We start from the raw sequence: 26,115 nt of genomic DNA, 5'->3' as shown, positions 1-26,115 counted from the left end.
TGAATCGCCGAAATCCTGCCGCATCTTCAATGCTTGGGGGGCTTTGGGCGATGTTTCATGGCTCAGGTAATTCCCGAAACGCTTTAGCGTCGAAAAACCGTCATGGCAAGCACGCGAGGGGGTTGCATTCCCCCGCCGGGGGGGCTAAATCGCCCGCAAGTGCCGACTTAGCTCAGTAGGTTAGAGCACCAGATTGTGGATCTGGGGGTCCCCCGTTCGAGCCGGGGAGTCGGTACCATCTTCAGCAAAATTGTTGCTATCTTTGCCAGGGCGTGTGCGTATATTGCGCACCCGTTTTTCCTGCCCCCGCGCAGCCAGTGATGGAGAACCGGCCGAGCGGCGTGTTGCGAGCCGTAACGCGGCAGCTTTAGCCGTCCCGTCCCGGCTCATCCCTGTTGCTGGAGAAAAGGGCGATCTTGTTGCCCTGTGGGTCACGCAGATAGCCGACATAGAACCGAGGTCCATAGGCGGCGCGAAAGCCCGGCTGGCCTTCGTCCGATCCCCCGGCAAGAAGTGCGGCGGCGTGAAGGTCGCGCACCTGTGTTTGATCGCGCGCTTCGAAGGCCACCATTGATCCATTCCCGACGGAGGCCGGGCCGCCATCGAAGGGCGTTTTGACATAGAAATCAGGAAAGGCCGCAGCCTGTCCCGGTTCTGTGGGCAGGGTGTAGGTCAGGCCCTCGGGGCCTTCCTCAAGCCCGTAGCCAAGGGCCGACAGGAAGGCCGAGTAAAATCGTTTCGCGCGCGCCATATCGTCCGCACCGACTGTGACATAGGCGATCATGCTGTGTGTGCCTTTCCGACAGGTTGATGGTTCAATAGAATGTCTCGCCGCAGCTATGGCAAGGCGGGTTGCGCCGCAATGCAGGCTACCCCGATGGCGTGGCGCCGACTTCCACGCTGTTCCGGTGGGGGCGGCTCAGGGACGCATCCCGCCCCTGAGCCGGGTATTCGCGTTTCAGAAGATGAAATCCGCAGCTTCCAGACTGGCAAGCGTGGCGCCTGCGATAAGCAGCCGGTCGCCGTTGCCGCCAAGGATGGTCACGCCCTCCGCACCCTCCTGAAGGTGGTGCAGCCGCAGGTCGCGCCAGCTGGTGACACTGGCCAGATCGCCAAGGTCGATCCGGTCGGCGCCGGTGCCGAAATCGGTGATCCGGTCCCCGCCATCGCCCTTGGCGAAAACGAAGACGTCGTTGCCGGTGCCGCCGGTCATCACGTCGCGGCCGGTGCCGCCATCCAGCACGTCGGCCCCACCGCCCCCCTTCAGCACATCTGCCCCGGCGCCACCGTTGAGCCGGTCACGGTCGGCGCCGCCTTCCAGCCGGTCATCCCCCTTGTCGCCGTTCAGTGTGTCGTGCCCGGTGCCACCCAGCAGCAGGTCATTGCCGGTAGCGCCGCCAAGGCGATCATTTCCGCCTGCGCCGGTCAGCCGGTCATTCCCGGCGCCGCCGCTGATCTGGTCGTGGCCTGTGCCGCCGTCAATCGTGTCGTTGCCGGTTTGGCCGAAAATCGAATCGTTGCCCGCAAGCCCATAAAGCCGATCCCCCTTGCCTGTGCCCAGCAGACGCTCGGCTGCCAATGTGCCGAACCATTCCGGGGCGAAGCGGCTGACCACAATGTCATAGGGATTGCTCGTCACCTCCGGGTCGGCGAGCATGTAGGTGACGGTAAAGCCGCCATCCTTCTGCGCAGCCACGTCGATCTGGCTGTATTTCCACGAGGACATCGGGGTCTGGTTCACGCCGAATTCGCTGCCGACGGCTGTGCCATCCGCAGCATAACGCTGGCCGCGCACTGCTGTTGTCCAGCCGTCGGTCAGGAAGTCGCTTTGCCATACCACCACGAAACCGCCATCGGCCAGAACGGCGACCTCGGGCCGGGTCTGGTTTTGCGTGCGCGCCGTGTTGACGCCGAATTCCGGGTCGCTTGCCGTTCCGTCCGCATCGAAGATCCGGGCAAAGATGCCCCAGCTCGAATTGTCGGGCGCCTGCGCGCTGCCTTCCCAGACCGCGACGAAACCGCCATCCGGCAGCGCGGCCAGCGAGGGGTTGAGCTGTGGCGAGCCGGAGGTGAGTGTGCTGCCGCTTTCCGCGTTCAGCAGGAATTCCCCGCCGCGCGGCGTGCCGTCTTCCTCGAACACACGGGCCCGCACGCCCAAGGCGGGGCTTTCGCCATCCAGCGCCTTGCCATGCCACGCGATCAGCACGGCCCCATCCGACAGACGCAGCGCGACGGGGTTCTGTTGCCAGTCCGTCACTTCCTGCGTCACGGCGAAGCTGCCACCGACTGCCAGCCCGTCGGCATCGAACAACCGGGCATAGACGCCCTCGCGGTCACCGTCGGCATAGCCGCCCGCCAGATTCTTGCCTGACTGCCAGGTGACGAGGAAGCCACCGTCTTCCAGAACCGCAACCGAAGGGTTCATGGCGGAAAAGGTGGACATATCCCCGCTGACAATCGTTTCGCCGCCAACCGCCGCGCCCGTCGCATCGAAACGCTGAAAGCCGATCTGGGCCAGCCCGCTTTTCAGGGGCACCCCCGCATAGGTGACGATGAACCCGCCATCGGGCAGGGCGGCCACCTCGGCGCTGACCTGCGAGCCGACGCGCGCGGTGTTGATCCGCGTCACCTCGCCCTCGGGGCGGCCATCGGCGCCAAGGATGCGGAAATAACTGTCCGCGATGTCCCAGCCTTCCAGCCCCAGATAGGCCGCCTCATGCGACGATGCCCAGACCGCGACCATGCGACCATCGGCCAGCACCGTCAGGCGCGGATCGCTTTCCGATGTCTCGCTTGGCTGGTTGATGACCAGATCGGTCAGGATACGTTTCGGCTGATAGCTCATGGTGCCCTCCACCTCTGCGGCGGCCCTCCAGCCGCCGGTTTCAGGGACAGGCAAGCGCGAAACGGTCTCGCGCGCCATGATCGGTATCAAGTCTGCGGTTTATTCCGCCGCCTTGGTCAGCGCGGGGCGGATCACCCGCTCAAGCTCCTGCGCGGTAATCGGCCCAGCATAGCGCAGGACGATCTTGCCCTCGCCGTCGATGACAAAGGTTTCCGGCACGCCATAGACACCCCATTCCAGCGCCATGCGGCCGCTGTCGGTGCCGATGGCGGCATAGGGATTGCCCAGTTCGGCCAGAAACGCCTCGGCCTGATCGGGCTTGTCCTTGTAGTTCACGCCAAGGATGGTCACGCCTTCGGCCTGCAACTGTTTCAGCATCGGATGTTCGGCCCGGCAGGGCGCGCACCAGCTCGCCCAGAAGTTCAGGAGCTTCACCCCCGGCGCTGTCAGCGCGTCGTGGGTCAGTGCCGCGTGATTACCAAGCGCACCCACCTGCAACACTGGCGCGGCCCGTCCGACGAGGGTCGAGGGCAGGGCATCGGGGTCATCGCGCTGCATGCCCAGCCAGAACATCGCCGCCAGCGCCGCGAAAACCAGCGGCGGCAGGATCATCAGGATACGCGACATGTCATTTCCTCCCCGCGCGCGCCTCGACGGCTTCAAGCGCGCGTTTCATTCGCCGCGACCGCCAGACCGACAGCGCGACCACAAGGACGATCAGCCCGATCGTCACCGCGTAAGAGCCAAGCACCGGCCCCGCATATTTGCCAAGATCGGGCATCAGGCCAGCCTTTCCCGTGCCGTCAGCACCGCCAGACGGCGAGCGCGGATTTCGGTGACGGTGCGCAAGAGCACCAGTGCGACGAAGGTCAGGATGAAGCCCGCGATGCAGATGATCAGCGGCCAGTAATAGGCCGGGTCCAGCGGGTCTTTCTCGCCCACCTTCATGATGGTCGAATCCTGATGCAGCCCCTGATTCCAGAACTTCACCGCATAACGGCTGAGTGCGGCGAAGACCGACCCCACGATGCACAGCACGCTGGTCAGGTCGGCGGCGGTATCGGGGTTCTCCACCGCCTGCCACAGCGCGACATAGCCAAGGTAGAACAGGAACAGGATAAGGAACGAGGTCAGACGCGGGTCCCATTCCCACCACGTCCCCCACATCGGTTGCCCCCACAGCGCGCCGGTCACCAGCGCAATCAGGGTGAAGGTCATGCCCAGCGGTGCGGCGGCACGAGCGGCCAGCGCGCTGACATGGTGGCGCCGCACGATCCAGACCAGCGAGGTGACCAGCATCATGCCCCAGACATTGATCGCCATCATGGCGGCGGGCACATGGAGGAAGATGATCTTCACCGTCGCGCCCTGTTTGTAATCATCGGGCGTGAAGAAGAACCCCCAGACCAGCCCGCCGACCATGCAGATCGCGGCCAGCAGGCTGACCACGGGCAGAACCCGTGCGGCGGTCTGCATGAACTTCTTCGGATTGGCATATTCCCAGAGCGACATGGGGCCTCGCTAAATCCAGTTTCGTTGTGCGGCAAGCGGCATCGGGCAGGATCACCGCAGATTGATGCGCAGGGCAAGGGCCGAAGCGAAGGGCAGCACGGCCGCCGCCCCCAGCGTGATGCCCGCCAGCAGCAGCAGAGGCACCTCCACCGCCATTCCGGCGGCGCCACGTTTGACGACCTCGGCGCCGAAGATCAGCGTTGGAACGTAAAGCGGCAGGACCAGCAGGCTCAGCAACAACCCGCCACGTTTCAGCCCCACGGTCAGCGCCGCGCCGAAGGTGCCGATGACCGACAGGGCAGGGGTGCCCAGAGCCAATGAGGCGACGAGCCAGAGGTAGCCGTTGCCGGGCAGATGCAGCAGCACCCCCAGCACCGGCGCGGCCAGCGTCAGCGGCAGCCCGGTCACCAGCCAGTGCGCGGCGGATTTGATCGCCACCGCGCCTTCCAGCGGGATCGGGGCGGTGGCCAGCAGGTCCAGCGAGCCATCCTCGAAATCCAGCGCGAAGATGCGGTCGAGGCTCAGAAGGCACGCCAGCAGGGCGCCGACCCACAGGATGCCCGGCGCGATCTTCGCCAGCGTCCCGCCTTCCGGCCCGACGCCTAGCGGCACCAGCACCGCCACCAGCAGGAAGAAGGCAAGCCCAAGGCCAAAGCCGCCCCCGGCACGCACGGCCAGCCTCAGGTCACGCAGCAGAAGGGCGATCATGCGAAAGCCTCGTCAAAGTCGGAGGCCGTGCCCGCCGCCTGCCCGCGCGCCTTGAAGGGGGTCAGATCCAGCACCTCGGCCTCGGTCAGGCCAAGGTCGATATGGGTCGCCATCAGCGCGGCACCGCCTTCCGCCAGATGGCCGCGCACCACATCGGCGAACAGCGCGACCGAGGCAGCGTCGAGGCTGACGGTCGGTTCATCCAGCATCCACACCGGACGCCCCGAGACCAGCAGCCGCGCCAGCCCCAGCCGCCGTTTCTGTCCAGCGGACAGGTTTGCCGCACTGCGGTCGCGCAGATCGCGCAGGTTCATGCGGTCCAGCGCGGTTTCAACCCGGTCGGTGCCGTAGATCGCTGCCCAGAAGGCAAGGTTTTCCGCCACGCTCAGCGTGGCTTTCAGCCCGTCGGCATGGGCGGCATAGGCGATGGCCTCGGGCGGCAGGCCGATGTCGCCCGCAGCGGGCGGCTGCAATCCGGCCAGTGTGCGCAACAGGGTGGTCTTGCCCACGCCATTCGGCCCGCGCAGAACCAGTGCATGCCCTGCGCGCAGGGTGAAGCCCACGCCCTCCAGCACCACCAGACCGCCGCGTGCCACGGCAAGGTCAGATACCCGATAATCTTTCGCGGTCATGCGCCTTTCCCGGTTTCCTGCCCTGCCTAGCCGATTGCGCTGCCCGCGCAAAGCGAAAGCGGCGGCATGCGACAAAGGTGCCTCAGCCCTCGTTCCGGGCAACCAGAAGCACAGCGATCAGCCCGACGCCCATGACCAGCAACGCGGCGGGTGCGGCCTCGCCCAGCCGTTCAAGGCTGGCCAGTTCAAACACCCGGGTGGCAAGGGTGTTGTAGTTGAAGGGGCGCAGCAGCAGCGTCGCGGGTAGTTCCTTCACGCAATCGACAAAGACCACCAGCAGCGCGGTGGCGACCGATCCGCGCATCAACGGCAGATAAACGTCGCGCAGCACCCGCGCAGGGCTGCGCCCCAGCGCCCGTGCTGCCAAGGGCAGGTTGGGCGAAACGCGGCCAAAGGCGGCATCCACCGCGCCCTGTGCAATGCCGAAGAAGCGCAGCGCATAGGCCAGCACCAGCGCGGCAGCGGTGCCCGTCAGCAACAGTCCGGGGTCCCATCCGGTCGTCGCGGCCAGAGTATCGGCGAACCAGTGGTCGAAGGTCGCAAGCGGGATCAGCAGACCCAGCGCCAGAACCGCCCCCGGCGCGGCATATCCAAGCGCCGTGATCGGCAGGATCCAGCGCGGCAATCCACGTCCGCGCAACCGCAGGCCATAGACCATGATCAGCGCTGCCCCCACGGTCAGCGCGGCGGCCAACCCGCCGGTGACCAGCGTATTGACCAGCGCGCGGCCCAGACCGGGCGAGACCCAGGCCTCGGGTTTGCGGATGGCGTGGCCGGTCATCACCGCGACCGGCAGCACGAACCCCATGGCGAAGGGCAGGGCGCAGGCCACCGTTGCCAGCCAGCGCCGCGCGCCGCGAATCGGCTGCGGCTCGACCGGGCGGGCCTGCCGGGCTGAGCCGTGAAAGCGGGCGTTGCGGCGGCTCCAGCGTTCCAGCCCCAGCAGCAGCACGATCACCGTCAGCGAAACGCCCGCGATCTGCGCCGCCCCCCCGGCGTTGCCGGTGGTCAGCCATGTGGAAAACAGCCCCGTGGTCAGGGTCTGAACCCCGAAATGGGTGGCGGTGCCGTAATCGGCCACCGTTTCCATCAGCGCCAGGGCCACGCCTGCGGCAATGGCGGGCCGGGCCAGCGGCAGGCCGACGCGGAAGAACACGCCCCAGGGGCCGGACCCCAGCGCGCGGGCCACCTCGTAGCAGCCGCCCGATTGTTCGCGGAAGGCCGCGCGGGCCAGCAGAAATACATAAGGATAAAGCGCCGCCGACAGCACGACGATGGCCGCCCCTTCCGACCGCACGGGCGGAAACCAGTAGTCCCGCGCGCTTTGCCAGCCCATCAGCGACCGCAGACCCACCTGAAGTGCACCGGAGTAATCGAAGAAATCCACCAGCGCGTAGGCCCCCACATAGGCCGGAATTGCCAGCGGCAGCAGCAGCGCCCGGTCGAAGAACCGCGCGCCGGGAAAACGATACATCGTCACCAGCCAGGCAGCCCCCGTGCCCATCGCTGCGGTCAGCAGCCCCACGCCCAGCATCATCCGCCCGGTCGTCGCCAGATAGCGCGGCATCACCGTCGCCATCAGATGCGGCCAGATGTTCTCGGTCGGATGAAAGGCGATCCAGACGACCGAGATCACAGGCGCCAGCACGACCACCCCGATAATCGCCGCCGCCAGCGTCCAGCCATCGGGCAGGCGCGGGGCGCAGAAGAAGGGTGACTGAGTCTTTTGCTCGGGCATCATTCGGCCCGATTACAGGAAAGCGGTTTATCTGTCCAGAAAACCCCGTATATTCACTGATAACGAGCAGCAACTGCCACAGCAGGCCCTTATGCGTATCGCCTATCACCTTGGGGTGCATTGCACCGATGACGACCGTCTGGTTCGGACGCTGCACCGCAATGCCGATCAACTGGCCGGGGCCGGGATCGAAGTGCCCGAACCGGGGCGCTATCGCAACCTGATCCGCGATGCGGCGATCCAGTTGAAGGGGCAGCCTGCCAGCATGGAAATGCAGGCCAATCTGCTGGATCAGATCATGGAGGCCGATGCGGCCAACCGGCTGATCCTGTCATGGGAGAATTTTCTTGCCTTCCCGGCCTGGGCGGTGAAGGGGCGGTTTTATCATACCGGGGGCGACCGGATGCGCACCATCTGCCAGATCTTCCCCGAGATCGAGGCAGAATTCCATCTGGGCCTGCGCAACCCCGCCACCTATCTGCCGGAACTGCACCGACGCCAGCGCGGCCGCGACTACGCCGAATTCATCGAGGGCACTGACCCGCTAAGCCTGCGCTGGTCCGATCTGATCCTGCAACTGATCGACCGCAATCCCGGTGTGCCGATCACCGTCTGGGCCGACGAGGATACGCCGCTGATCTGGCCCGAGGTGCTGCAAGCCGTCTCCGGCCATCCTGCGGGAATGCAGCTTGACGGCGTGGACGAATTGCTGGGCACGGTGATGACGGTCGATGGCATGACCCGCATGGCGGCCTATATGGAAAAGCATCCGCCGCAGGGCGTGGCACAGCGGCGGCGCGTGGTTTCGGCTTTCCTTGACAAGTTCGCGCGGCCCGATGTGGTCGAGATGTCCTTCAGTCTGCCGGACTGGACCGAGGATATGGTGGCGGTCATGACCGAAACCTATGACCGCGACATGGCCTATATCGCCAGCCTGCCCGGCGTGACCGTGATCACGCCCTGAGCCGGGGGCATGGCCGGCGATCCGGGAACCCTGCTGTTCTACGAGGCGCAGGCGTCGCGCTATGCCGCCGAAGGCAGCCAGCGGCCGCATCCGGCGCTGGCCGGGTTTCTGGCGAGGCTTGCCCCCGGTGCGCGCATTCTGGAACTGGGCTGTGGTGCGGGGAACGATGCGGCGGCGATGCTGGCGGCGGGCTTTGAGGTGGACCCCACAGATGGCAGCGCGGCTTTGGCGCAGATCGCCACTGAACGGCTGGGCCGCCCGGTGCGGGTCTTGCGGTTCGAGGCGTTGGAGGCCCGAGCCGAATATGACGCCGTCTGGGCCAATGCGAGCCTTCTGCATGTGCCGCGGCGCGCGCTTTCCGGCATTCTGGCCCTGATCCATACCGCCTTGCGCCCCAATGGCCTGTTCTTCGCCAGTTTCAAGACGGGCGGGCCGGAGGGGCCGGATACGCACGGGCGCTATTTCAACCGGCCAGATCCCGCATGGCTACTGCAAGCCTGCGGGTCTGGTTGGGAGTTGCTGGGCCTGCGCCTCCGCGAGGGCGGTGGCTTTGGCGGCGAGCCCGCAATCTGGCTGCACCTCATTTTGCGGCGCAGGGCTTACTGCGCCTCGGACAGAACGGCGGTCAGCGGCGCCAGCGCGACTGAACCGGCGCGGCCCTCGACCGACCATTCCAGCAGCGCGGCAATCGTGTCGGGCGCGACAGTGCCATAGACCACCACCTTGCCATCCTGCGCGGCCTTGAAGGCGGCGCGGTCCAGATAGCGGCGCATCACCGGCACGCTTTCCCCCTCGCCGTCGATCTGGCGGAACATGACGGCCGAAGGCACAGACTCACGCCGCGCCACCTGATCGGCGGTATTCAGGCCCCGATCAAACGTGACGAGCCCGCGCCCCTGATCCTTGATCACCGGCACCACGTCGCTGGCCAGCCTGCGGTCGTTCTGGAACCCGCCTTGCGGCAGATCCACCACCGCCACCGCCTGCGGCAGCGTATCGGCATTGGCCGCGAAAGTGACCTGCACATCGGCGGCAGTGGCACCTTTCGGCAGGCCGGTTGCCAGCATGGCCACCTCTTTCCCGGCGGCACGATAGGCGCTGGCAATCTCTTCGGCATCCGGCGCGGTGGGGTCCAGCGCGATGGTCACCGGCAGCGGCAGCGCCGCGATAGCGTTGCGATCCACCCCGGCCTTGCCGTCATCGGCCAGCACGATTGCATAAAGCGGCTTGGCGGCCGGATTGTCGAAGGGCACCGCATAGCGCGCAATCGGGCGCGGATCGTCATTCAGCACGGGCACGTCATCGGCCGGATCACTTGGCGGAGCCACGTCGATCGACGGCAGGCGATTGGTTGTCACCCCCTCGACCTGCCCTCTGAGGCCGGGTTGCGGGCGATCCAGCAGCGGCTCGGCCGGGGCGGCGGCCTCCTCGCTGGCATCGGGGGCGGGGGGGGCATGGGCGGGCATCTCTGCGGGCAGCGCATCCTCCTCGACCGGGGCAAGCATCGCTTCTTCCTCGGGGGTCAGCGGAGGCACGGGGGGCAGTTCCGCGGCTTCCGGGGCCGCATCGACCTCAGCCCCCGCTTCGGGCAGGGCAGGCTGTTCCGGGGCGGCGGGTTCGGCTGCCGGGGCAAGCGCCAGATCCGGCGCCGGGGCCGGTTCGGCGGCAGGTTGCGGCGCCTCCGGGGCTTCGGTCGTGGTCTGTGGCGGTTCGGAGGACGGCGCGGCCTCTTCCTGCGCCACGGGCTGCGGCTCTGTGAGTTCCGGCGTCGCCGGTTCAGGTGCCGCGACGGGCTCGGGCGTGGCCACCGCTTCGGGTGCTTCGCTGTCAGCCGCCGGTGCAGCGTCGAGATTCGCCACCTCGACAGGTGGCACGCTGGCCGGCGGCGGCAGCAATTGCGACAAAACGCCAAGACCCAGCACCCCGACGATGCCGCCTGAAATCACGCCCGACAGAAACCCGCGCAAACCTGCCTCCACCGCTCTGGCGGTTGCCCCGCCCATCCGCTTTGCCCCAAGCGCGGCGAAAACCTGCCGCGCGGCCTTGTCCTTCTTATAGCGCGGTGCAGCGTCGGGTTCACCCCCTTTGCAACACCTTTCTGCACCTGCGTTTCCGCTGCGCAGAATGCAGAAAGGCCCCGGCATCCGCCGGGGCCTTCCGCAAGCTTTCAGACCTGATCAGGCCGAGGCGAGATTGCGCAGCACATAGTGCAGCACGCCGCCGTTCTCGACATATTCGATCTCGATAGCCGTATCGATGCGGCACTTGATCTGGATCGTCTTTTCGGTGCCATCGGCATATTTGATGGTGCAGGGCACAAGGCTCAGCGGCTTCAGGTCACCGGCAAGACCGTGGATCGCCACGACCTCGTCGCCCTTCAGCCCCAGCGTCTTGCGGGTGTCGCCGCCGGTGAACTCGAACGGAATGACGCCCATTCCGACGAGGTTGGACCGGTGGATACGCTCGAACGATTCCGCGATCACGGCTTTCACGCCCAGCAGCGCGGTGCCTTTGGCGGCCCAGTCACGCGACGAACCGGCGCCGTATTCGACGCCACCGAAGATGACCAGCGGCGTGCCCTCGGCCTGATAGGCCATCGACGCGTCATAGATCGAGGTCTGCGCACCATCCGGCCCCTTGGTGTAGCCGCCTTCCACGCCGTCCAGCATCTCGTTCTTGATGCGGATATTGGCGAAGGTGCCGCGCATCATCACCTCGTGGTTGCCACGACGGGCCCCGTAGGAGTTGAACTCGGACACCGGAACCTGACGCTCCGACAGATACTTGCCAGCCGGGGTGGTGGCCTTGAACGAACCGGCGGGCGAGATGTGGTCGGTGGTGATCATGTCACCCAGCAGCGCCAGAACGCGGGCACCCTCGATGTCCTTGATCACGCCCTTCGACTTGCCCATGCCCTGGAAGTAGGGCGGGTTCTGGATATAGGTCGAGGTCGGCGGCCAGTCGTAGGTTTCGCTGTCGGTGATCTCCACCGCCTGCCACTTTTCGTCGCCCTTGAACACGTCGGCGTATTTGGTCTGGAACGCCTCGCGGGTCACGGTCTTTTCCACCAGTTCCGCCACTTCGCGGTTGGTCGGCCAGATGTCCTTCAGGAAGACATCCTTGCCGTCCTTGTCCTGACCGATCGGATCGACCGTCAGGTCGATGTTCAGCGACCCGGCGATGGCATAGGCCACGACCAGCGGCGGCGAGGCCAGATAGTTGGCGCGCACGTCGGGCGAGATCCGGCCTTCGAAGTTGCGGTTGCCCGACAGGACGGCGGTTGCCACCAGATCGTTTTCCTGAATGGCCTTGGAAATCGCCGGATCGCCCAGCGGACCCGAGTTGCCGATGCAGGTGGTGCAGCCGAAACCGGCGAGGTTGAAGCCCACGGCGTCAAGGTCCTCCTGAAGCCCGGCGGCGTTCAGATATTCCGCCACGACCTGCGATCCCGGCGCCAGCGAGGTTTTCACCCAGGGCTTGCGGTTCAGACCCAGCGCGCGGGCCTTGCGCGCCACCAGACCGGCCCCGATCATCACATAGGGGTTCGAGGTATTGGTGCAGGAGGTGATGGCGGCGATGACCACATCGCCGTCGGTCAGGGTGAAATCCTTGCCCTCGACGCTGACGGTCTTGCGCGGATCGGTGACCGGGGCGGTTGCCACGGCGCCTTCACCGGCCATTTCGTCGGCGGCTTTCGACAGATCGACGCCACGGTAATCCGACACGACCTTGTAGAAGCCCTGCGAGGCAAGGTTCAGCGGAACGTAATCCTGCGGACGCTTCGGACCCGAGATGGCGGGGACGATTTCCGACATGTCGAGATGCAGGGTCGAGGTGTAGACCGGGTCATAATCCGGGCCGCGCCACATGCCGTTTTCCTTGGCATAGGCTTCGACCAGCGCGATGCGGCTTTCCTCGCGGCCGGTGTTGCGCAGGTAACGCAGGGTTTCGTTGTCGATCGGGAAGAAGCCGCAGGTGGCGCCGTATTCCGGGGCCATGTTGGCGATGGTTGCGCGGTCGGCCAGCGGCAGGTGATCCAGACCTTCGCCGTAGAATTCGACGAACTTGTTCACCACGCCGTGCTTGCGCAGCATCTGCACGACCTTCAGCACGAGGTCAGTGGCGGTGGTGCCTTCCATCATCTGCCCGGTCAGCTTGAAGCCCACGACCTCGGGGATCAGCATGGAAACCGGCTGGCCCAGCATCGCCGCTTCGGCCTCGATGCCGCCCACGCCCCAGCCCAGCACGGCCAGACCGTTCACCATCGTGGTGTGGCTGTCGGTGCCGACCAGCGTGTCGGGATAGGCAACCAGTTCACCATTCTGGTCGGTATCGGTCCAGACGGTCTGCGAAAGGTATTCCAGGTTCACCTGGTGGCAGATGCCAGTGCCGGGCGGCACCACGCGGAAGTTGTTGAACGCCTTCTGACCCCATTTCAGGAAGACATAGCGCTCCATGTTCCGCTCGTATTCGCGGTCCACGTTCATCTGGAAGGCGCGCGGATGGCCGTATTCGTCGATCATCACCGAGTGGTCGATCACGAGGTCGACCGGGTTCAGCGGGTTGATCTTCTGTGCATCGCCGCCAAGGCCGATGATGCCGTCACGCATCGCGGCAAGGTCCACCACGGCCGGAACGCCGGTGAAATCCTGCATCAGCACGCGGGCCGGGCGATAGGCGATCTCGCGCGGGTTTTTGCCGCCCATCTTGCCCCAGTCCGAAAAGGCACGGATGTCATCGACCGAAACGGTCTTGCCATCCTCGAAGCGCAGCATGTTTTCCAGAACGACCTTCAGCGCGGCCGGAAGTTTGGCGAACTCGCCCAGACCGGCGGCTTCGGCGGCGGGGATCGAGTAATAGGCGACCGACTGGCCGCCGGCGGTCAGGGTCTTTCTCGTTTTGCTGCTGTCGTGTCCGACGGTGACGGTCATGGTCGCCTCCTGGCTGTGGCTCGGAAATTCGGGCTCGGGTCCGTGGTATTCACCTTAGGTCATGCCGCATCGCGGCACGGCGTGCAAGGGAATCTGCGGCATTTGTATGCAATTGTATGCCGAAAATCCAGTGCTTTCTGGCGGGCCCGGCAGACTTTTGCACGCCACTTTCACGAAAGCAGGCGTGATGCCTCGCGCGCTCTCGCAAAACCTTGATTGGCAAGCGGGGGGCTAGTTGGCTAGAACCGTTGCATCACGAGGGGATCGGGAAGACCATGATGCGCGATGCACTTAAAGCCGCATGCGGCCTCTGGCTTGCTTTTGCCGTTGCAGGGCAGGCGCAGACGGCGGCGGATCGTCCGGTGGTGATCGAGCTTTACACCTCGCAGGGCTGTTCGTCCTGTCCGCCCGCCGATGACTTTCTGGCAAAGCTGGCGGCCGATCCGGGTGTCATCCCTCTGGCCCTGCATGTGGATTATTGGGATTACATCGGATGGGAGGATCATCTGGCCCAGCCGGGCTTTACCGCGCGTCAGAAGGCCTATGCCCGCGCCGTGCGCAGCCGCACCATTTATACCCCCCAGATGATCGTGAACGGCGGCGCGCGGGTCGAGGGCAATGATCCCGAAGCTGTGCTGGAGGCCATTCGTGGCGCGCAGGGGGCGGGGTCGCCCGTTACACTGGAGGTCACGCGCGAGGGCGGGCAGATCCGTGTCCGCGCGCAATCGGCCGACGGGCCGGGCCTGCCGATGAAGGTGCAGCTTGTGCGCTACCGTCCTGAAGAAACCGTGAATATCGAACGCGGCGAGAATGCGGGCCGCACGGTCACCTATCGCAACATCGTCACCGATTGGCAGCCGGTTGCCGAATGGCCGGGCCAGCCGCCGCTTGACCTGACGCTGCCGCTGGGCGGCGAAGACAAGGCGGTCGTCCTGATCCAACGTGCCGGCCCTGCCGAAATTCTGGCCGCCCAGCGGGTGAACTAGACCTTCCAGCGCTTGTGAATCCAGAACCACTGATCCAGATGGTCGCGCACATGCGCTTCCAGATGATCGTTCAGCGCCTGTGTCATCTGCTCTGCCGAAGTGTGCGGAATGGGCGCATCGACCAGAATGTCGAAATCCAGCCCGTTTTCCTGCCGGATCGCATAGGTCGGCACCACCAGCGCATCATATTTCAGCGCCAGCTCTGCCGCCGACAGCGCCGTCATCGCGTCATGGCCGAAGAATTTCAGCTTCACGCCCAGGTTCATATGCTGGTCCTGCACGATGCCCAGAATACCGCCCTCGCGCAGGAAGCGGATCATCCCGGCCATGCCCTGCCGCCCGCGCGCGAACAGTGGTGTGCCAATGCGCGAGATCGCGGCCACATAATGCGCGTTGAAATAGCAGTTGGTCATCGGACGATAAAGACCGCCGACGCGGAACCCCCGCGCGATCAGCGCGGCGCGACTGGCGTCATAATTGCCGAAATGCCCGGTCACCAGCACCACGGGGCGTCCGGTGGCGCGCGCCTCTTCCAGCGCCGCAAGGCCGGGGCCGTGCATCGGCGCGGCCAGCGCCCGTTCGATGAAAGGGGCGCCCGAGTAAAGCTCGATCACCGTGCGGCCCACGTTGTCGGGCACGGCGCGCAGCATGCGGCGCACCTCGGCTTCGGGCATCTCGGGGAAGATCCGCGCAAGATTGTCGCGGATGCGCCGGTCATAGCCCGCCAGCGGGGCGATGATCCGCGCAAAAATCCAGCCGCAAAGCGGCACCCGCCAATGATAGGGCAGGGCCAGCAGCAGCCCGATCAGGCCACGCAGGACAAGGTTCTGAAGCCAGTGATCCAGTCGGAACCGGGGTCTTTCGGGTGTTTTCATGCCGGTCTCGGGTGGCGCGGGCGGCCCCGCGTTTCGCGGTGCCAGACATAGACACCCGCCCCCACGATCACAAGGGCACCCGCGACCGTCCAGAAATCCGGCCATTCGTCGAACAGCAGGATGCCCCAGCCGGTCGCGAACACGATGCCGATATAGCCGAAGGGCGCGATGGCCGAGGCTTCGGCGATGGTGAAGGCGCGGATCAGGAAGAATTGCGCCACCGACCCGAGTGCCCCGATCAGCAGGAATTTCCAGATGTCGCCGCCGGCGATGGGCTGCCAGATACCCGGCATCATGACGCTGGTGGCAAACGTGCCGAACAGCGCGGAATAAAGCAGCGCTGTCGATGATCCTTCGCTGCGGCCAACGTAGCGGGTCGCCAGCGCGAAAGCGGCATAGCAGCAGGCGCAGGCAAGCGGCAGCAGGGCAGCGGGCTGGAACACGCCCAGACCGGGGCGAATGATGATCATGGCGCCGATCAGCGACAGGCCGATGCCGATCAGCCGGCGCGGGCCCAGTTTCTCGCCCAGAAACAGGGCCGCGCCCAGGGTGATCAGAACCGGGTTCAGATCGGTGATCGCGGTCGCCTCGGCCAGACCAATATGCCCGAGGCTGAGGAAGAAGAAAGCGGTCGCACCGAATTGGAACAGCGAACGCAGGGCCTGAAGGCCGGGATGCCGGGTGCGCAGCAGCTGGTGCAGGCGCGGCAGGAAGACCAGCGTGACGATGACGGTCTGCCCGGTATAACGCGCCCAGACCACCTGAAGCGCCGGGTAATCGGCCACCATGGTCTTGGCCAGTGCGTCCATGCTGGTGAAGGTCGCAATGGCGATCAGCATCAGCAGGATGCCACGGGTGGTTTCGGTCTGGTGCATCTGCCTTCGCCTTGCTGGATCGGGCAGACCCTAGGGGTGGGGCGCGGGAAGGGCAAGACGCGGTGCGCCGGATCAATCCTCGTCCTCCTCCTCGCGGATCAGCGTCAGTTCACCGTCACGTTCCAGCGCGCGAACCGCCTCGATCACGCTGGTCATGGCGGCCTCGGCCTCTTTTTCTTTCACCTTGCCACGTTCGGCGATTTCCTCGCGCAGCGCCTGCGCCATACGCTGCGACAGGTTGGCCAGCAGAAACTCCGCCGCCGCTTGCTGGTCGGGGCTGCGCGCACCCGCCAGAGCGGTCACCAAGGTCGGCTGGTCCACCGCACGGGTCACACGCGGCACGTCGCGTGGCGCAAGCCGTTGTGGCAGATGGACGAAGGTGAAGATTGCCTTGCGCACCTGTTCGGCAAAACCCTGATCGGTCTCATCCAGCCCCTGCAAAACCTCGTCCCGCGTCACGGCGGGCGAGACGTTCAGGATCGCTCCCACCCGTTCCACCGGCCCGGCATCGAAGGCCTTGGCGGGCTGGTTATCGAGCTGCGTCAGCAGCGACAGACCAATCCGCCGCACCGTTCCAGGATCGACATTGGCGGTGCGCGACATGGCATAGGCGACGCGCCGGGCCTTGTCACCCGGCAGCTTGCCCAAGAGCGCCGCCGCCTTGGTTGCCGGCAGCTTCGACAGCATGATGGCGGCGATTTCGGTGCTTTCAACCTCCAGCACCGGGCGCAGCAGGTCGGGCGGCAGGGCGGTGATGCGGTCCCATGGGTCGGCATCGGGGCGCAGCCCCACCATCCGGCGCAGCCGCGCCGCCGCCGCGCCGGAGATATGCCCGTCCATCAGGGACAGCGCCCCCTCCAGCCCGCCGGGGAAGCTGAGCCCGACCTGTTCCAGTTCCTCCAGAAATTCCGCCACCACGGCCTGCACGGTGCCGCGATCCACCAGCCGCATCTCGCCGATCTGCTGCGCAAGTTCGGCCTGCATCGCCTCGGGCAGTGCCGATACCGGCAAGGGTGAACCTTCGGCCAGCATCAGCCGCACGATGATTGCCGCCTTCTGCCGCCGCGACAAATGCCGTGCCGTGCCCGGTGGCCGGGGCACGGCAATCTGGACAGGTGTGATCCGAGCAAGCGCCTGCGCCATGTCACCTCCGGTGATTCTTCCGGGTTCAGGCTGACAGGCGCCGGTTAACGGGCGCTTAGCTGGAGACGGGTTCGCAGGATTTCGTGCCCGCGTTCCACTGCATCCCTTCGGCGCAGCTCATGGCGGTCTGCTGGTGGCAGCCCTCGGCCAGCACGGGGGCAGGCAGGGCGAGGCAGGCAAGAACGGCGATCTTCAGGCGCATGGTTCCCTCCTTAATAGTTGGCGGTTTCTCCGGTCTCGATGGCATGGTTCAGGGCGCGCCAGGCCCAGCTTTCACGATTGTCGATGGCGGCGAGCTGTTCGCGGGCCATGCCGTATTCACCTTGCAGGACAAGGGCCTGCCCGTAATAGCTGCGGGCGAGGATATTTGCGGGATTGGCCGAAATCGCCTGTTCGTAACGGACGAGACCTTCCTCGATCCGGCCAGAGATCCGCAGGGTGAAGGCGTCATAGGTCATCACGCGGTCGCTGTCGCCTTCGTGCATGGCGGCCAGAACGCGGCGTGCGTCTGCGGGGCGCCCGGCCCAGGCCAGTTCGCGCACGGCACGGAAGCGGGTGTCGTCGTCCAGCCGCGATTCCTCGGGGTTCACACAGGCCTTGGTCTTGTCGTCCCAGACCTGACCGTTCTTGCAGGTCTGCGAGGTTTCAGTGGGTTTGGGCGGCTCGGTATCATCAGACCCGGCGGCGAAGGCGGCGAAGGGCGTGACGGCAATCAGCAGGGCAGGGATCAGGCGCATGGCGGTTCTCCGGTTTGGGAAAGGATACCACGTTTCCGGCCTTTCAGGGTGTGGAACCTGCATGGGCCGGACCTTGGTCCGATACCCGCCGGGTCTTTCAAGGGAAACGGGGCCTTTCGATGAAAAAAGGGGCAGGCCCAACGGCCCGCCCCCCTGAAATGCCACCCTCTTGCGCCCGGCGCTGTTACGCGCGGAACACCCGGGCGAAGATCGTATCCACATGTTTGGTGTGATAGCCCAGATCGAATTTCTCCTCGATCTCGGCGGGCGACAGCGCGGCGGTCACTTCCGGGTCAGCCAGCAGTTCTGTCTTGAAATCGGCGCCCTTTTCCCAGACCTTCATCGCGTTGCGCTGCACCAGACGGTAAGAATCCTCACGGCTCACCCCCGCTTGTGTCAACGCCAGAAGCACACGCTGCGACATGACCAGCCCTTTGAACTTGTTCATGTTCTTCAGCATGTTCTCGGGGTAGATCACCAGCTTCTCGATCACCCCCGCCAGACGGTTCAGCGCGAAGTCGAGCGTCACGGTCGTATCCGGGCCGATGGCGCGTTCGACGCTGGAATGGCTGATGTCGCGTTCATGCCAGAGCGCCACATTCTCCATCGCCGGCACCACCGACATGCGCACCAGCCGCGCGAGGCCGGTCAGGTTTTCGGTCAGCACCGGGTTGCGCTTGTGCGGCATGGCCGACGAACCCTTCTGGCCGGGGCTGAAGAATTCTTCCGCCTCCAGCACCTCGGTCCGCTGCATGTGGCGAATCTCTATGGCAATATTCTCGATCGACGAGGCAATGACGCCCAGCGTGGCAAAGAACATGGCGTGGCGGTCGCGCGGGATGACCTGGGTCGAGACGGGCTCGGGCACCAGCCCCAGCTTCTCGCAGACGTATTCCTCCACGAAGGGGTCGATATTGGCGAAGGTGCCGACGGCGCCGGAAATCGCGCCGGTGCGGATTTCCTCGCGCGCGGCGACAAGACGGGCGCGGCCGCGATCCATTTCGGCATAGAAACGGGCGAAGGTCAGGCCCATCGTGGTGGGTTCCGCATGGATGCCGTGGCTGCGGCCGATGCGGACGGTATCCTTGTGCTCGAACGCGCGGGTCTTCAGCGCGGCCAGAACGCGGTCCATATCGGCCAGCAGGATGTCGGCAGCGCGGACAAGCTGGATGTTCAGCGTGGTGTCCAGCACGTCAGACGAGGTCATGCCCTGATGGACAAAACGCGCGTCTTCCGAGCCGATATGTTCGGCCAGATGCGTCAGGAAGGCGATGACGTCATGCTTGGTCACCGCCTCGATTTCGTCGATGCGGGCCACGTCGAATTCCACATCCTTCGCGCGCCAGACGGCCTCGGCATTGGCCTTGGGGATCACGCCAAGCTGGGCCTGCGCGTCGCAGGCATGCGCCTCGATCTCATACCAGATGCGGAACTTGGTCTCGGGCGACCAGATGGCGACCATCTCGGGGCGGGAGTAGCGCGGGATCATCGGCGGGCCTTTCCTGACGGGGATGCGGGGTTGCGCCCCCTTAATCCGCAAGGGCCGGGCTGGCAAGGTGGCGCCGGTGCATTATCCGAAAGCGGCGCGCCATTCCTGCGGCACGGTGTAATCATGGATCAGGCCCGCCATCAGCAGAACAAGGCCGATCCCCAGCGCCAGCCCGGCGGCGGTCAGCAGGGGGAAGGGCCAGTGCTGCCCGGTGCGGCGCCTCAGCGCGAGGCCGGTATGCAGGCCAAGCGCGGTCACGGCGGCGGTGTAATAGGGCGCGAAGAACAGCGCCCAGAGGCCGGATTGCATCCCGGCAGCGGCGAAATGCAGGTTGGTGTCGGTGCCCATGGCGCGGGCGGCCAGCACCGCGCCGACATGGATACACAGGAACCCCGCGAAGGTGACGCCGGACAGCGCCTGCCAGCGGCGCAATCCGCGCCAGCGCCAGGCCCTGCCGCGCCACAAGAGACGCAGGCCGGTGGTGATCTGCACCGCGAAGGCGGCCAGCAGCAGCGCCTCTACCCCCGGCTGCCGCCAGAACGCGCGGAAGGGGGCAGAGAGCGCCAGATGCGCCTCCGGCCCGGTGATCAGCCCGATCAGGTGATGCGCCAGGTGGCTGATCAGGAAGGCGGACAGCGGCAGGGCTGTCAGGCGATGCAAGGTCATGACTGATTCCATACGATTGCGTATGGTTTGTGGCATGGGGCCTTGCCCCGAGTCCATACGCTAACGTATGGTCTGCGCATGACCTCGCCCGCCCTGCAGACCGACCGCACCCGCCTGACCCCGCGCGACTGGATCGCGGCGGGGTTCCGGGCCTTGGCGGAAGGCGGGGCGCCCGCGCTGCGGGTGGAGCCGCTGGCGCGTGGCCTCGGCACCAGCAAGGGCTCGTTCTACTGGCATTTCGCCGATCTGGCGGCGCTGAAGGCGCAGATGGTCGCGCTGTGGCAGCGGCTGGCGGAGGAAGAGATCACCGCCTCGGTGCTGGCCAGCGAGGCAGAAGGGCGGGGGGCGCTACAGGCGCTGATCGGGCGGATTTCCGTTGCCCCGCCTGCGGCTTACGGTGGTGCCGGCGTCGAACCCGCGCTGCGTGGCTGGGCGCGGACCGAACCGCATGTCGCGCAGGCGGTGGCGGCGATGGATGCGCGGCGTCTTGCGGTGCTGGAAGGGTTCTTCGCGCAAGCCGGCCACGCTGACCCTGCGCAGGCGGCGCGGCTGTTCTATGCCGCGACTCTGGGGCTGATGGAGCTGCGCCTGACGACCGGCGCGGATATGCGCGCGGGGCTGGAGGCGCAGCTGGATGCGCTGCTGCCCTGACGGGTCAGAGCGCGTTCTTGCCGCGATAAAGTTGCCATTCCTCGACCACCGTGCCGTCAGGCATGTGGCAATAACCCGCCTCGCCTGCCTGTTCCTGCCGCATCTCCAGCCGTCCGCCCAGTTCCGCGCAATATTGCGAGGCGGGATTGGACATGCTGGCCCAGTGGCTGTTCACTGGTTGGGCCGCTTGTCGGCCACCCCCGCCGCATCCGCCGCATAGGGCCAGAGCGGCGAGGGCAAGGGCGGGGCGGAAGGGCATCGGCGGGCTCCGTCGGTCAGGCTTCGCCCGTCAGACGCGGGTCGAAGGGATAGCGGGTCAGGTTCTCGCAGCCATTTTCGGTAATCAGCACCTGATCTTCAAGCTTGATCGAGAAGTCGCCGCCTTCCGGGCTGATCAATGCCTCGGTGCACAGCACCATGCCCGGTTCCAGCGCGACCTCGAAGGCGCCCTCCACCCAGCCGTCGGGATAGGGCACGAAGGGCCATTCGTCGCACAGCCCCACGCCATGCATCTTGCACGAATATTTCTGCTTCCAGTATTGATCGTCCAGCTGATGCCCGCCGAAGGTCAGTTCGCGGATGGTGACACCGGGCTTCAGCCGGGCCTGATGGTCGCGGATATGGTCAAGCCCGTGGTTCATTGCGGAAATCATCGCGTTAGAGGGCCGCGCTTCCCCCACCCACCAGCTACGGCTGATGTCGATGCAGATGCCGTAACTGCCGATCAGATCGGTATCGAAGGCGACGATTTCATTGTTCTGCACGATGCGGGGGCCGCATTCCTGAAACCATGGGTTCGTGCGGGGGCCGGAGGCGAGAAGCCGCGTCTCGATCCATTCGCCACCGCGCCGGATATTGCCCTTGTGCAGTTCTGCCCAGATGTCATCCTCTGACACGCCGCCTTTCGGCACGTTTTCCCGCGTGAAGGCTTCCATCTCCGCAATCGCGGATTCGCAGGCGTGATGGGCGCAGCGCATGGCCAGGATCTCGTCCGGGCCTTTGATGGCGCGGGTGCGCTCGGTGATCACCTCGCCCTCCAGCACCTCGAACCCCGCCGCTTCCAGCGCGCGCAAGCCATGGACCATAATCTTGTCCACCGCCAGCCGCCGGTTTGCCCCGGCATGGGCGCGCATCACCTCGTCCACCTGCGCGGCGAAAGACCCGGCATCCTGCGCGGTGCGGTCGCCGCAGACGTTGTAGAAGAAGCTCGCGCCGGAGCGCAGTTCCTTCACCAGCGGGTTGAAGGTCACGAGGAAGGGCGAATTCTTGTATTCCCAGACCACCATATGCCCGTCGGCGCAGATCAGGCAGGCGCGGAACGGGTTGTGGCTGTTCCAGAGCTGCATGTTCGTGGTGTCGGTGGCGTAGCGGATGTTCAGCGGATCGAACATCAGAAGGCCACCAACATCACGCGTGACCAGCGCCTTGACCAGCCGGTCCCAGCGGAAGTGACGCATGCGGTCGAGATCCGGCAGTTGCAGCCCCGCCGCCGCCCATTCGGCGAAGGCAAGCTGGGTCGGCCCGATCTCGACCCGGTCGTTGTCGTTGGGGGTGCCATCGCCAAGGCGGTCGCCCCGGCTCGGGTCGATCTTGCGGCGGGTATCGGCGTAGCTATGCATGGCGGGCCTCCGTGTCTGGGTCAGACTGGGCCGCGAAAGGGGGGCGGCGCGCGTCGGGATGCGACGCGCGCCTGTCGTTCTTGGTCTCAGCCGCGGCAGTCCGCCGTCAGGTCCAGCGCCGGGTCGCGCGCCTCGGTCTGGATGTCGAGCATGCCCAGAATGGTGGCGAACATGTTGTCCTGCGACAGCTTTTCACCCTTTCGCGCGTCAAGGCAGGCTTTCGTCACCCCAAGCCGCGTTTCCGCCTCGGGCGAGACCCAGGTGACCATCGGCACATGGGTCTGTTCCGAGGGCGCCATGAACCACGGCGCGGCATGCAGGTAGAGACCATTTTCGCCAAGGCTCTCGCCATGGTCCGAGACGTAATACATCACCGGCACCACATTCGTGGCCCCCGCCAGCATATCCACCGTTTCGGCCAGAATCCGGTCGGTGAAGGCGATGGTGTTGTCGTAGGTGTTGATGATTTCCTCGCTGCTGCACTTGCCCAGCTCGCCGGTCTGGCAGGTCGGGGCAAAGGGCGCCGTGGCCGGATCGTAGCGCAGGTAATAGGACGGCCCGTGGCTGCCCACCGTATGCAGCACGATGGCGGTGTTCTTCGTGATCTTCGGCAGTTCGGCGGCAAGTTGCTTCAGCAGGATGCGGTCATCGCATTCCCCCAGCGCGCAGGCGACCGGGTCTTTCTCCTTGTCGAATTCCTGCTCGCCGATGCGCTTGGCCACATGCTGCGAGCCGGTATTGTTGTCCCACCATTTCACGTCGAACCCGGCGCGCACCAGCACATCGACCAGATTTTCCTGCGACAGCCCCTTGGTGTAGGTGTAATCTTCGCGTGGCAGGGCCGAGAACATGCAGGGCACCGAAACGGCGGTCGAGGTGCCGCAGGAGGTGACATCGGTGAAATAGGTGATGTCACGCTTGGCCAGTTCCGGGTTGGTGTCGCGGCTGTAGCCGTTCAGCGACCAATTGGCGGCGCGGCCCGTCTCGCCCACCACGATCACCGCCAGCACAGGCTTGCCGGGCTGTGACAGGAAGCGGCCCGCCGTCGCATCGGTGCCCAGCGGCGCAACCACGATGTTCTGGCTGCGCATCATCAGCTTGGCATAGCGGATGGTCCCGGTGATCGGCGCACCGGGGTTCCAGGTCGCCATCAGCTCTTTCTGTTCGCGGAAGACCGCAGCGAAGCGGCTGTAATCGCTCAGCAGCAGGCCGAGGCACAGCGCGAAGCTGACCACGGCCAGCACGCTGTTGCGGATCAGCTTGGGCAGAAAGCGTTCATCCTTCAGCGGCACCCAGATCACTACGGCCGAGGGCAGGATGCCAAAGATCAGCATGTCACGCACGAACCCGAGGTTGATCAGATGTCCGGCTTCCGTCGTCGTGGTGTTCATTACGTTCTGGATCATCTCGCGGTCGATGATCGTGCCGTAGGTTTCCAGAAAATGCGAAGCCGAGGCAGAAACGAGCAGCAGAAACACCAGCACCGGCTTCACGATCCAGCGCTGGCTGAACGGCAGGATCAGCGCATAGAACAGGAAGAACAGCGCCGCCTCCAGCGTCACGAAGGCCAGGGGGGCGCCGTCGAAGATGCGGGCGCCGGTGCGGAAATGCGTGGCATTGGCCGTGGCCATGATGAACAGGCAAGTCAACGCAACAAGCATAGCGGCGCTGAGCGGCTTCGATTTGGGGAGGGTCATTCAGGAGTCCGTGGCTTGGCGGCCGGCTGGCACGCAGGGCTGGGGCGAGATCTGGGGGCGACAAGGGCAGGGGTCAATCGTGCCTGTCGGTCTTTACAGTCATCTGCAACCAAAGTTGCAGACGATTTTTCAAGGGTTTCCCCCCTTCCGAAGCCGCACGCGGCGGGCTAGCCTCGTCGCCATGACACAGCCGATCCTGCAATCCCGCCTGCCGTTCGCCCCGTGGATGGACCCGCGCACCGCGCGCCTGCCCGGCATCCTGCCCGTCGAGGGGGACGACTGGCTGCGCGTCGATGACGCTTTCGCGGGCCAGATGGCCGAGCGAGACGCACGTCTGGCCACAAATCCGGGGGCCGTTCATGCCCTTCTGCCCGAAGCCGAGGAGGCGGCGCAGGAACTTCTGTCGGCGGTGCTTGCGAAGGTGGGAAAGGTGCCGGGCTACCGGATCGGCACCGATACGGTCCAGCGCCCGGATGGCATCACCGTGGCTCTGGACTACAGCCGCCCCCTGATGACGGCCGGGCGTCTGGTGCAGGAAGATCTGTGTCTCCTTCAGCATGACGGCACCGAACATGTGCTGACCGGGGCGGTGCTGTGCTTTCCGGCAAGCTGGATGCTGGCCGAAAAGATCGGTCGCGCGATGACCCGTATCCATGTGCCGGTCGAGCATTACACCGAGGATGTGGCCCGCCGGGTGCAGCGGCTGTTCGATGCGATCCGGCCGGAACAGGCTTTGTGGCGGATGAATGCGCTGGTCTATGACGATCCCGCGCTGTTCCAGCCGCGTCCCGAAGGTGCCCGCCGCCCGCCGCCGGTCGAAAGGCTTTATATGCGGTGCGAGCGGCAATGCCTGCTGCGTCTGCCGGACACGCGGGCTGTGGTCTTCACCATCCACACCTATCTGGTGCGACTGGAAGATCTGGAGCCGGAAGCACGCGCAGGCATGGTGGCAGCGGGGCTATGATGCGGGTTCTGCTGGTCAGTGCACATCCTTTGTCTGACAGCCTGACCGGGCAGCTTTCCACCAAGCTTGTGCAGCGACTCGAGGCGCGTGGTGCGGTGGTGGAGCGGCTGGATCTTTACGCCGCGGGTTTTGCCCCCGCACTGACGGCAGAGGAACGGCGGTCCACCTATGTCGAACCCTATGATGCCAGCGCGGTTACGAAAGAAATCGCGCAGTTGAAGCGCGCCGAACTGGTTGTGCTGGTATTCCCGACATGGTGGTTCGGTCTGCCCGCGATCCTGAAAGGCTGGATCGACCGGGTCTGGGCGCCGGGGCACGCCTATGACCATGCCAGCGATCTTGGCCCGATCAAGGGGCGGCTGACCGGGCTGCGGGGTCTGCTGGCCGTCACCACTTTGGGCGCGCCGGGCTGGGTGGACTGGCTGGTGATGCGCCGTCCGGTGCGGCGGGTGCTGCGCTGGGGCGTTCTGAAGGTCTGTGCGCCAAAAGCCCGTTTCGGCTTTGCCGCGCTTTACCGCGCCGAGGATGTGACCCCGGCGCGGCTTGCGGTGTTCGAGGCGCGGGCGATCCGCGCGCTGGACCGGCTTATGGATCAGGCCGCCGCGATCTGAAGATGCGGCACCCCGTCCGAGGTGGCACCGATCGACCGGCCCTCGGGGCCGATGGTGGCGCGGATGCGCCTCCGGGGCGCCTCGAACAGGGCCGAGCGGGACACGTTCACCGGCTGGTCAAGCTGGATCTCGATTTCCATATGCACGGCGCCCTTGCGGCGCAGGGCATGCACCCGGCCGGTGAAGGGCTGGCCAAGGTAATGGCCGCGCACGGGCTCTCCCACCGTATGCGGTTGCAGGGCCTGCCCGGCAGGCGACAGCGCGGCAGCGGTGTTCCAGTCGGCCATGCCATGCGTCTGGGCCACAAGCTCCAGCGCGGCGGAATGGCTGAGGGTCTGGCCGCGAGCGCCAAGGGCGTTGCGCAGCCTGCGGGCCTGCGCTTTCAGCGCGGCGGTCGCGGGGATCGTCGTAGTCATGGTGTAACCCTTTCGCATGGTCATGCAGCGGGCGTTCAAAGCTGTCCGCATTGGCC

General features: G+C 65.7%; 27 protein-coding genes and 1 tRNA gene. 7 read left to right on the top strand and 21 right to left on the bottom strand.

What is annotated here, in order from left to right; genetic code table 11:
* Positions 1-161: 161 nt before the first annotated feature.
* A tRNA-His gene (locus D2N39_RS02230) sits at positions 162-238 on the top strand.
* A 129-nt stretch (positions 239-367) separates the two neighbouring features.
* On the opposite strand, the gene D2N39_RS02225 is transcribed toward D2N39_RS02230, so the two are convergent.
* From D2N39_RS02225 to D2N39_RS02190, 8 genes are all read right to left on the bottom strand, one after another.
* Positions 368-784, bottom strand: a complete 417-nt coding sequence (locus D2N39_RS02225; RefSeq protein WP_119133149.1) for a VOC family protein — start codon at positions 782-784, stop codon at positions 368-370.
* 174 nt (positions 785-958) lie between these two features.
* Positions 959-2,923 (bottom strand): calcium-binding protein, encoded by a 1,965-nt coding sequence (locus D2N39_RS02220; protein WP_119133148.1) that lies wholly within the window; start codon positions 2,921-2,923, stop codon positions 959-961.
* Between the two features lie 21 nt (positions 2,924-2,944).
* Complete coding sequence (locus tag D2N39_RS02215; protein ID WP_119133147.1) at positions 2,945-3,472, bottom strand: DsbE family thiol:disulfide interchange protein; 528 nt, start codon at positions 3,470-3,472, stop codon at positions 2,945-2,947.
* 1 nt (position 3,473) lies between these two features.
* Entirely contained in the window at positions 3,474-3,626 is a 153-nt protein-coding gene (ccmD, locus tag D2N39_RS02210; RefSeq protein WP_407645510.1) for a heme exporter protein CcmD, read from the bottom strand.
* Complete coding sequence (locus D2N39_RS02205; protein ID WP_119133146.1) at positions 3,626-4,357, bottom strand: heme ABC transporter permease; 732 nt, start codon at positions 4,355-4,357, stop codon at positions 3,626-3,628. The genes ccmD and D2N39_RS02205 overlap by 1 nt, the downstream gene beginning before the upstream one ends.
* 51 nt (positions 4,358-4,408) lie before the next feature.
* Positions 4,409-5,065 carry a heme exporter protein CcmB gene (gene ccmB / locus D2N39_RS02200; RefSeq protein WP_119133145.1) on the bottom strand — a complete coding sequence of 219 codons (657 nt, stop codon included), beginning with the start codon at positions 5,063-5,065 and terminating at the stop codon, positions 4,409-4,411.
* Positions 5,062-5,697, bottom strand: coding sequence for a heme ABC exporter ATP-binding protein CcmA (ccmA, locus tag D2N39_RS02195; protein ID WP_119133144.1), 636 nt, complete (start codon positions 5,695-5,697; stop codon positions 5,062-5,064). Before ccmA ends, ccmB begins: the two co-directional genes overlap by 4 nt.
* Before the next feature lie 82 nt (positions 5,698-5,779).
* Entirely contained in the window at positions 5,780-7,435 is a 1,656-nt protein-coding gene (locus D2N39_RS02190; RefSeq protein WP_199725180.1) for an ABC transporter permease, read from the bottom strand.
* A gap of 91 nt (positions 7,436-7,526) precedes the next feature.
* Here D2N39_RS02190 and D2N39_RS02185 point away from each other — a divergent pair, with 91 nt between their 5' ends.
* Together D2N39_RS02185 and D2N39_RS02180 are read left to right on the top strand one after the other, a co-directional pair.
* Entirely contained in the window at positions 7,527-8,399 is an 873-nt protein-coding gene (locus tag D2N39_RS02185) for a hypothetical protein (RefSeq protein WP_119133142.1), read from the top strand.
* A gap of 9 nt (positions 8,400-8,408) precedes the next feature.
* Entirely contained in the window at positions 8,409-9,113 is a 705-nt protein-coding gene (locus D2N39_RS02180; protein WP_119133141.1) for a class I SAM-dependent methyltransferase, read from the top strand.
* Here D2N39_RS02180 and D2N39_RS02175 read toward each other — a convergent pair.
* Together D2N39_RS02175 and acnA are read right to left on the bottom strand one after the other, a co-directional pair.
* Positions 8,999-10,366 carry a divergent polysaccharide deacetylase family protein gene (locus tag D2N39_RS02175; RefSeq protein WP_233557029.1) on the bottom strand — a complete coding sequence of 456 codons (1,368 nt, stop codon included), beginning with the start codon at positions 10,364-10,366 and terminating at the stop codon, positions 8,999-9,001. The genes D2N39_RS02180 and D2N39_RS02175 overlap by 115 nt on opposite strands.
* Positions 10,367-10,576: 210 nt before the next feature.
* On the bottom strand, positions 10,577-13,330 hold the full coding sequence (acnA, locus tag D2N39_RS02170; protein ID WP_119133140.1) for an aconitate hydratase AcnA: 2,754 nt from the start codon (positions 13,328-13,330) through the stop codon (positions 10,577-10,579).
* A 278-nt stretch (positions 13,331-13,608) separates the two neighbouring features.
* On the opposite strand from acnA, the gene D2N39_RS02165 reads away from it, so the two are divergent.
* Positions 13,609-14,316: a DUF1223 domain-containing protein gene (locus D2N39_RS02165; protein ID WP_119133340.1), complete on the top strand. Its 708-nt coding sequence runs from the start codon at positions 13,609-13,611 to the stop codon at positions 14,314-14,316.
* On the opposite strand, the gene D2N39_RS02160 is transcribed toward D2N39_RS02165, so the two are convergent.
* The 7 genes from D2N39_RS02160 to D2N39_RS02135 form a co-directional block, all read right to left on the bottom strand.
* Positions 14,313-15,191 carry a lysophospholipid acyltransferase family protein gene (locus D2N39_RS02160; RefSeq protein WP_119133139.1) on the bottom strand — a complete coding sequence of 293 codons (879 nt, stop codon included), beginning with the start codon at positions 15,189-15,191 and terminating at the stop codon, positions 14,313-14,315. The two genes, D2N39_RS02165 and D2N39_RS02160, sit on opposite strands and share 4 nt — an antisense overlap.
* A complete protein-coding gene (locus tag D2N39_RS02155) occupies positions 15,188-16,066 on the bottom strand; it encodes a DMT family transporter (RefSeq protein ID WP_119133138.1) in 879 nt (292 codons plus the stop codon). Before D2N39_RS02155 ends, D2N39_RS02160 begins: the two co-directional genes overlap by 4 nt.
* A 72-nt stretch (positions 16,067-16,138) precedes the next feature.
* Entirely contained in the window at positions 16,139-17,209 is a 1,071-nt protein-coding gene (locus D2N39_RS02150) for a flagellar motor switch protein FliG (protein ID WP_119133137.1), read from the bottom strand.
* Between the two features lie 55 nt (positions 17,210-17,264).
* A complete protein-coding gene (locus tag D2N39_RS22775) occupies positions 17,265-17,411 on the bottom strand; it encodes a hypothetical protein (protein ID WP_158589761.1) in 147 nt (48 codons plus the stop codon).
* Between the two features lie 10 nt (positions 17,412-17,421).
* Positions 17,422-17,946, bottom strand: coding sequence for a tetratricopeptide repeat protein (locus D2N39_RS02145; protein ID WP_119133136.1), 525 nt, complete (start codon positions 17,944-17,946; stop codon positions 17,422-17,424).
* Between the two features lie 184 nt (positions 17,947-18,130).
* A complete protein-coding gene (gene purB, locus D2N39_RS02140; RefSeq protein ID WP_119133135.1) occupies positions 18,131-19,435 on the bottom strand; it encodes an adenylosuccinate lyase in 1,305 nt (434 codons plus the stop codon).
* A gap of 81 nt (positions 19,436-19,516) precedes the next feature.
* Positions 19,517-20,101, bottom strand: a complete 585-nt coding sequence (locus D2N39_RS02135; RefSeq protein WP_147373428.1) for a hypothetical protein — start codon at positions 20,099-20,101, stop codon at positions 19,517-19,519.
* A 78-nt stretch (positions 20,102-20,179) separates the two neighbouring features.
* Between D2N39_RS02135 and D2N39_RS02130 the strand changes: the two genes are divergently transcribed.
* Positions 20,180-20,752, top strand: a complete 573-nt coding sequence (locus D2N39_RS02130; RefSeq protein WP_119133133.1) for a TetR/AcrR family transcriptional regulator — start codon at positions 20,180-20,182, stop codon at positions 20,750-20,752.
* 4 nt (positions 20,753-20,756) lie between these two features.
* Here the strand turns inward: D2N39_RS02130 and D2N39_RS23240 are convergent, their stop codons facing one another.
* The 3 genes from D2N39_RS23240 to D2N39_RS02115 all read right to left on the bottom strand — a co-directional run bounded on the left by D2N39_RS23240 (position 20,757) and on the right by D2N39_RS02115 (position 24,068).
* Entirely contained in the window at positions 20,757-20,906 is a 150-nt protein-coding gene (locus D2N39_RS23240; RefSeq protein WP_152968327.1) for a putative hemolysin, read from the bottom strand.
* 121 nt (positions 20,907-21,027) lie between these two features.
* Positions 21,028-22,371 (bottom strand): dimethylsulfonioproprionate lyase DddP, encoded by a 1,344-nt coding sequence (gene dddP / locus D2N39_RS02120; RefSeq protein ID WP_119133131.1) that lies wholly within the window; start codon positions 22,369-22,371, stop codon positions 21,028-21,030.
* Between the two features lie 86 nt (positions 22,372-22,457).
* Positions 22,458-24,068 carry a phosphoethanolamine transferase gene (locus D2N39_RS02115; RefSeq protein WP_119133130.1) on the bottom strand — a complete coding sequence of 537 codons (1,611 nt, stop codon included), beginning with the start codon at positions 24,066-24,068 and terminating at the stop codon, positions 22,458-22,460.
* Between the two features lie 181 nt (positions 24,069-24,249).
* Between D2N39_RS02115 and D2N39_RS02110 the strand changes: the two genes are divergently transcribed.
* Together D2N39_RS02110 and D2N39_RS02105 are read left to right on the top strand one after the other, a co-directional pair.
* Entirely contained in the window at positions 24,250-25,032 is a 783-nt protein-coding gene (locus D2N39_RS02110) for a heme-dependent oxidative N-demethylase family protein (RefSeq protein ID WP_119133129.1), read from the top strand.
* Entirely contained in the window at positions 25,029-25,643 is a 615-nt protein-coding gene (locus tag D2N39_RS02105) for an NAD(P)H-dependent oxidoreductase (protein ID WP_233557028.1), read from the top strand. Before D2N39_RS02110 ends, D2N39_RS02105 begins: the two co-directional genes overlap by 4 nt.
* On the opposite strand, the gene D2N39_RS02100 is transcribed toward D2N39_RS02105, so the two are convergent.
* Positions 25,625-26,059 (bottom strand): glyoxalase superfamily protein, encoded by a 435-nt coding sequence (locus D2N39_RS02100; protein ID WP_119133338.1) that lies wholly within the window; start codon positions 26,057-26,059, stop codon positions 25,625-25,627. The genes D2N39_RS02105 and D2N39_RS02100 overlap by 19 nt on opposite strands.
* Positions 26,060-26,115: the final 56 nt, after the last annotated feature.

The organism is Gemmobacter lutimaris (assembly GCF_003570715.1).
GTDB classification, from domain to species: domain Bacteria; phylum Pseudomonadota; class Alphaproteobacteria; order Rhodobacterales; family Rhodobacteraceae; genus Gemmobacter; species Gemmobacter lutimaris.
This window is presented reverse-complemented; position numbering and strand designations above follow the sequence as displayed.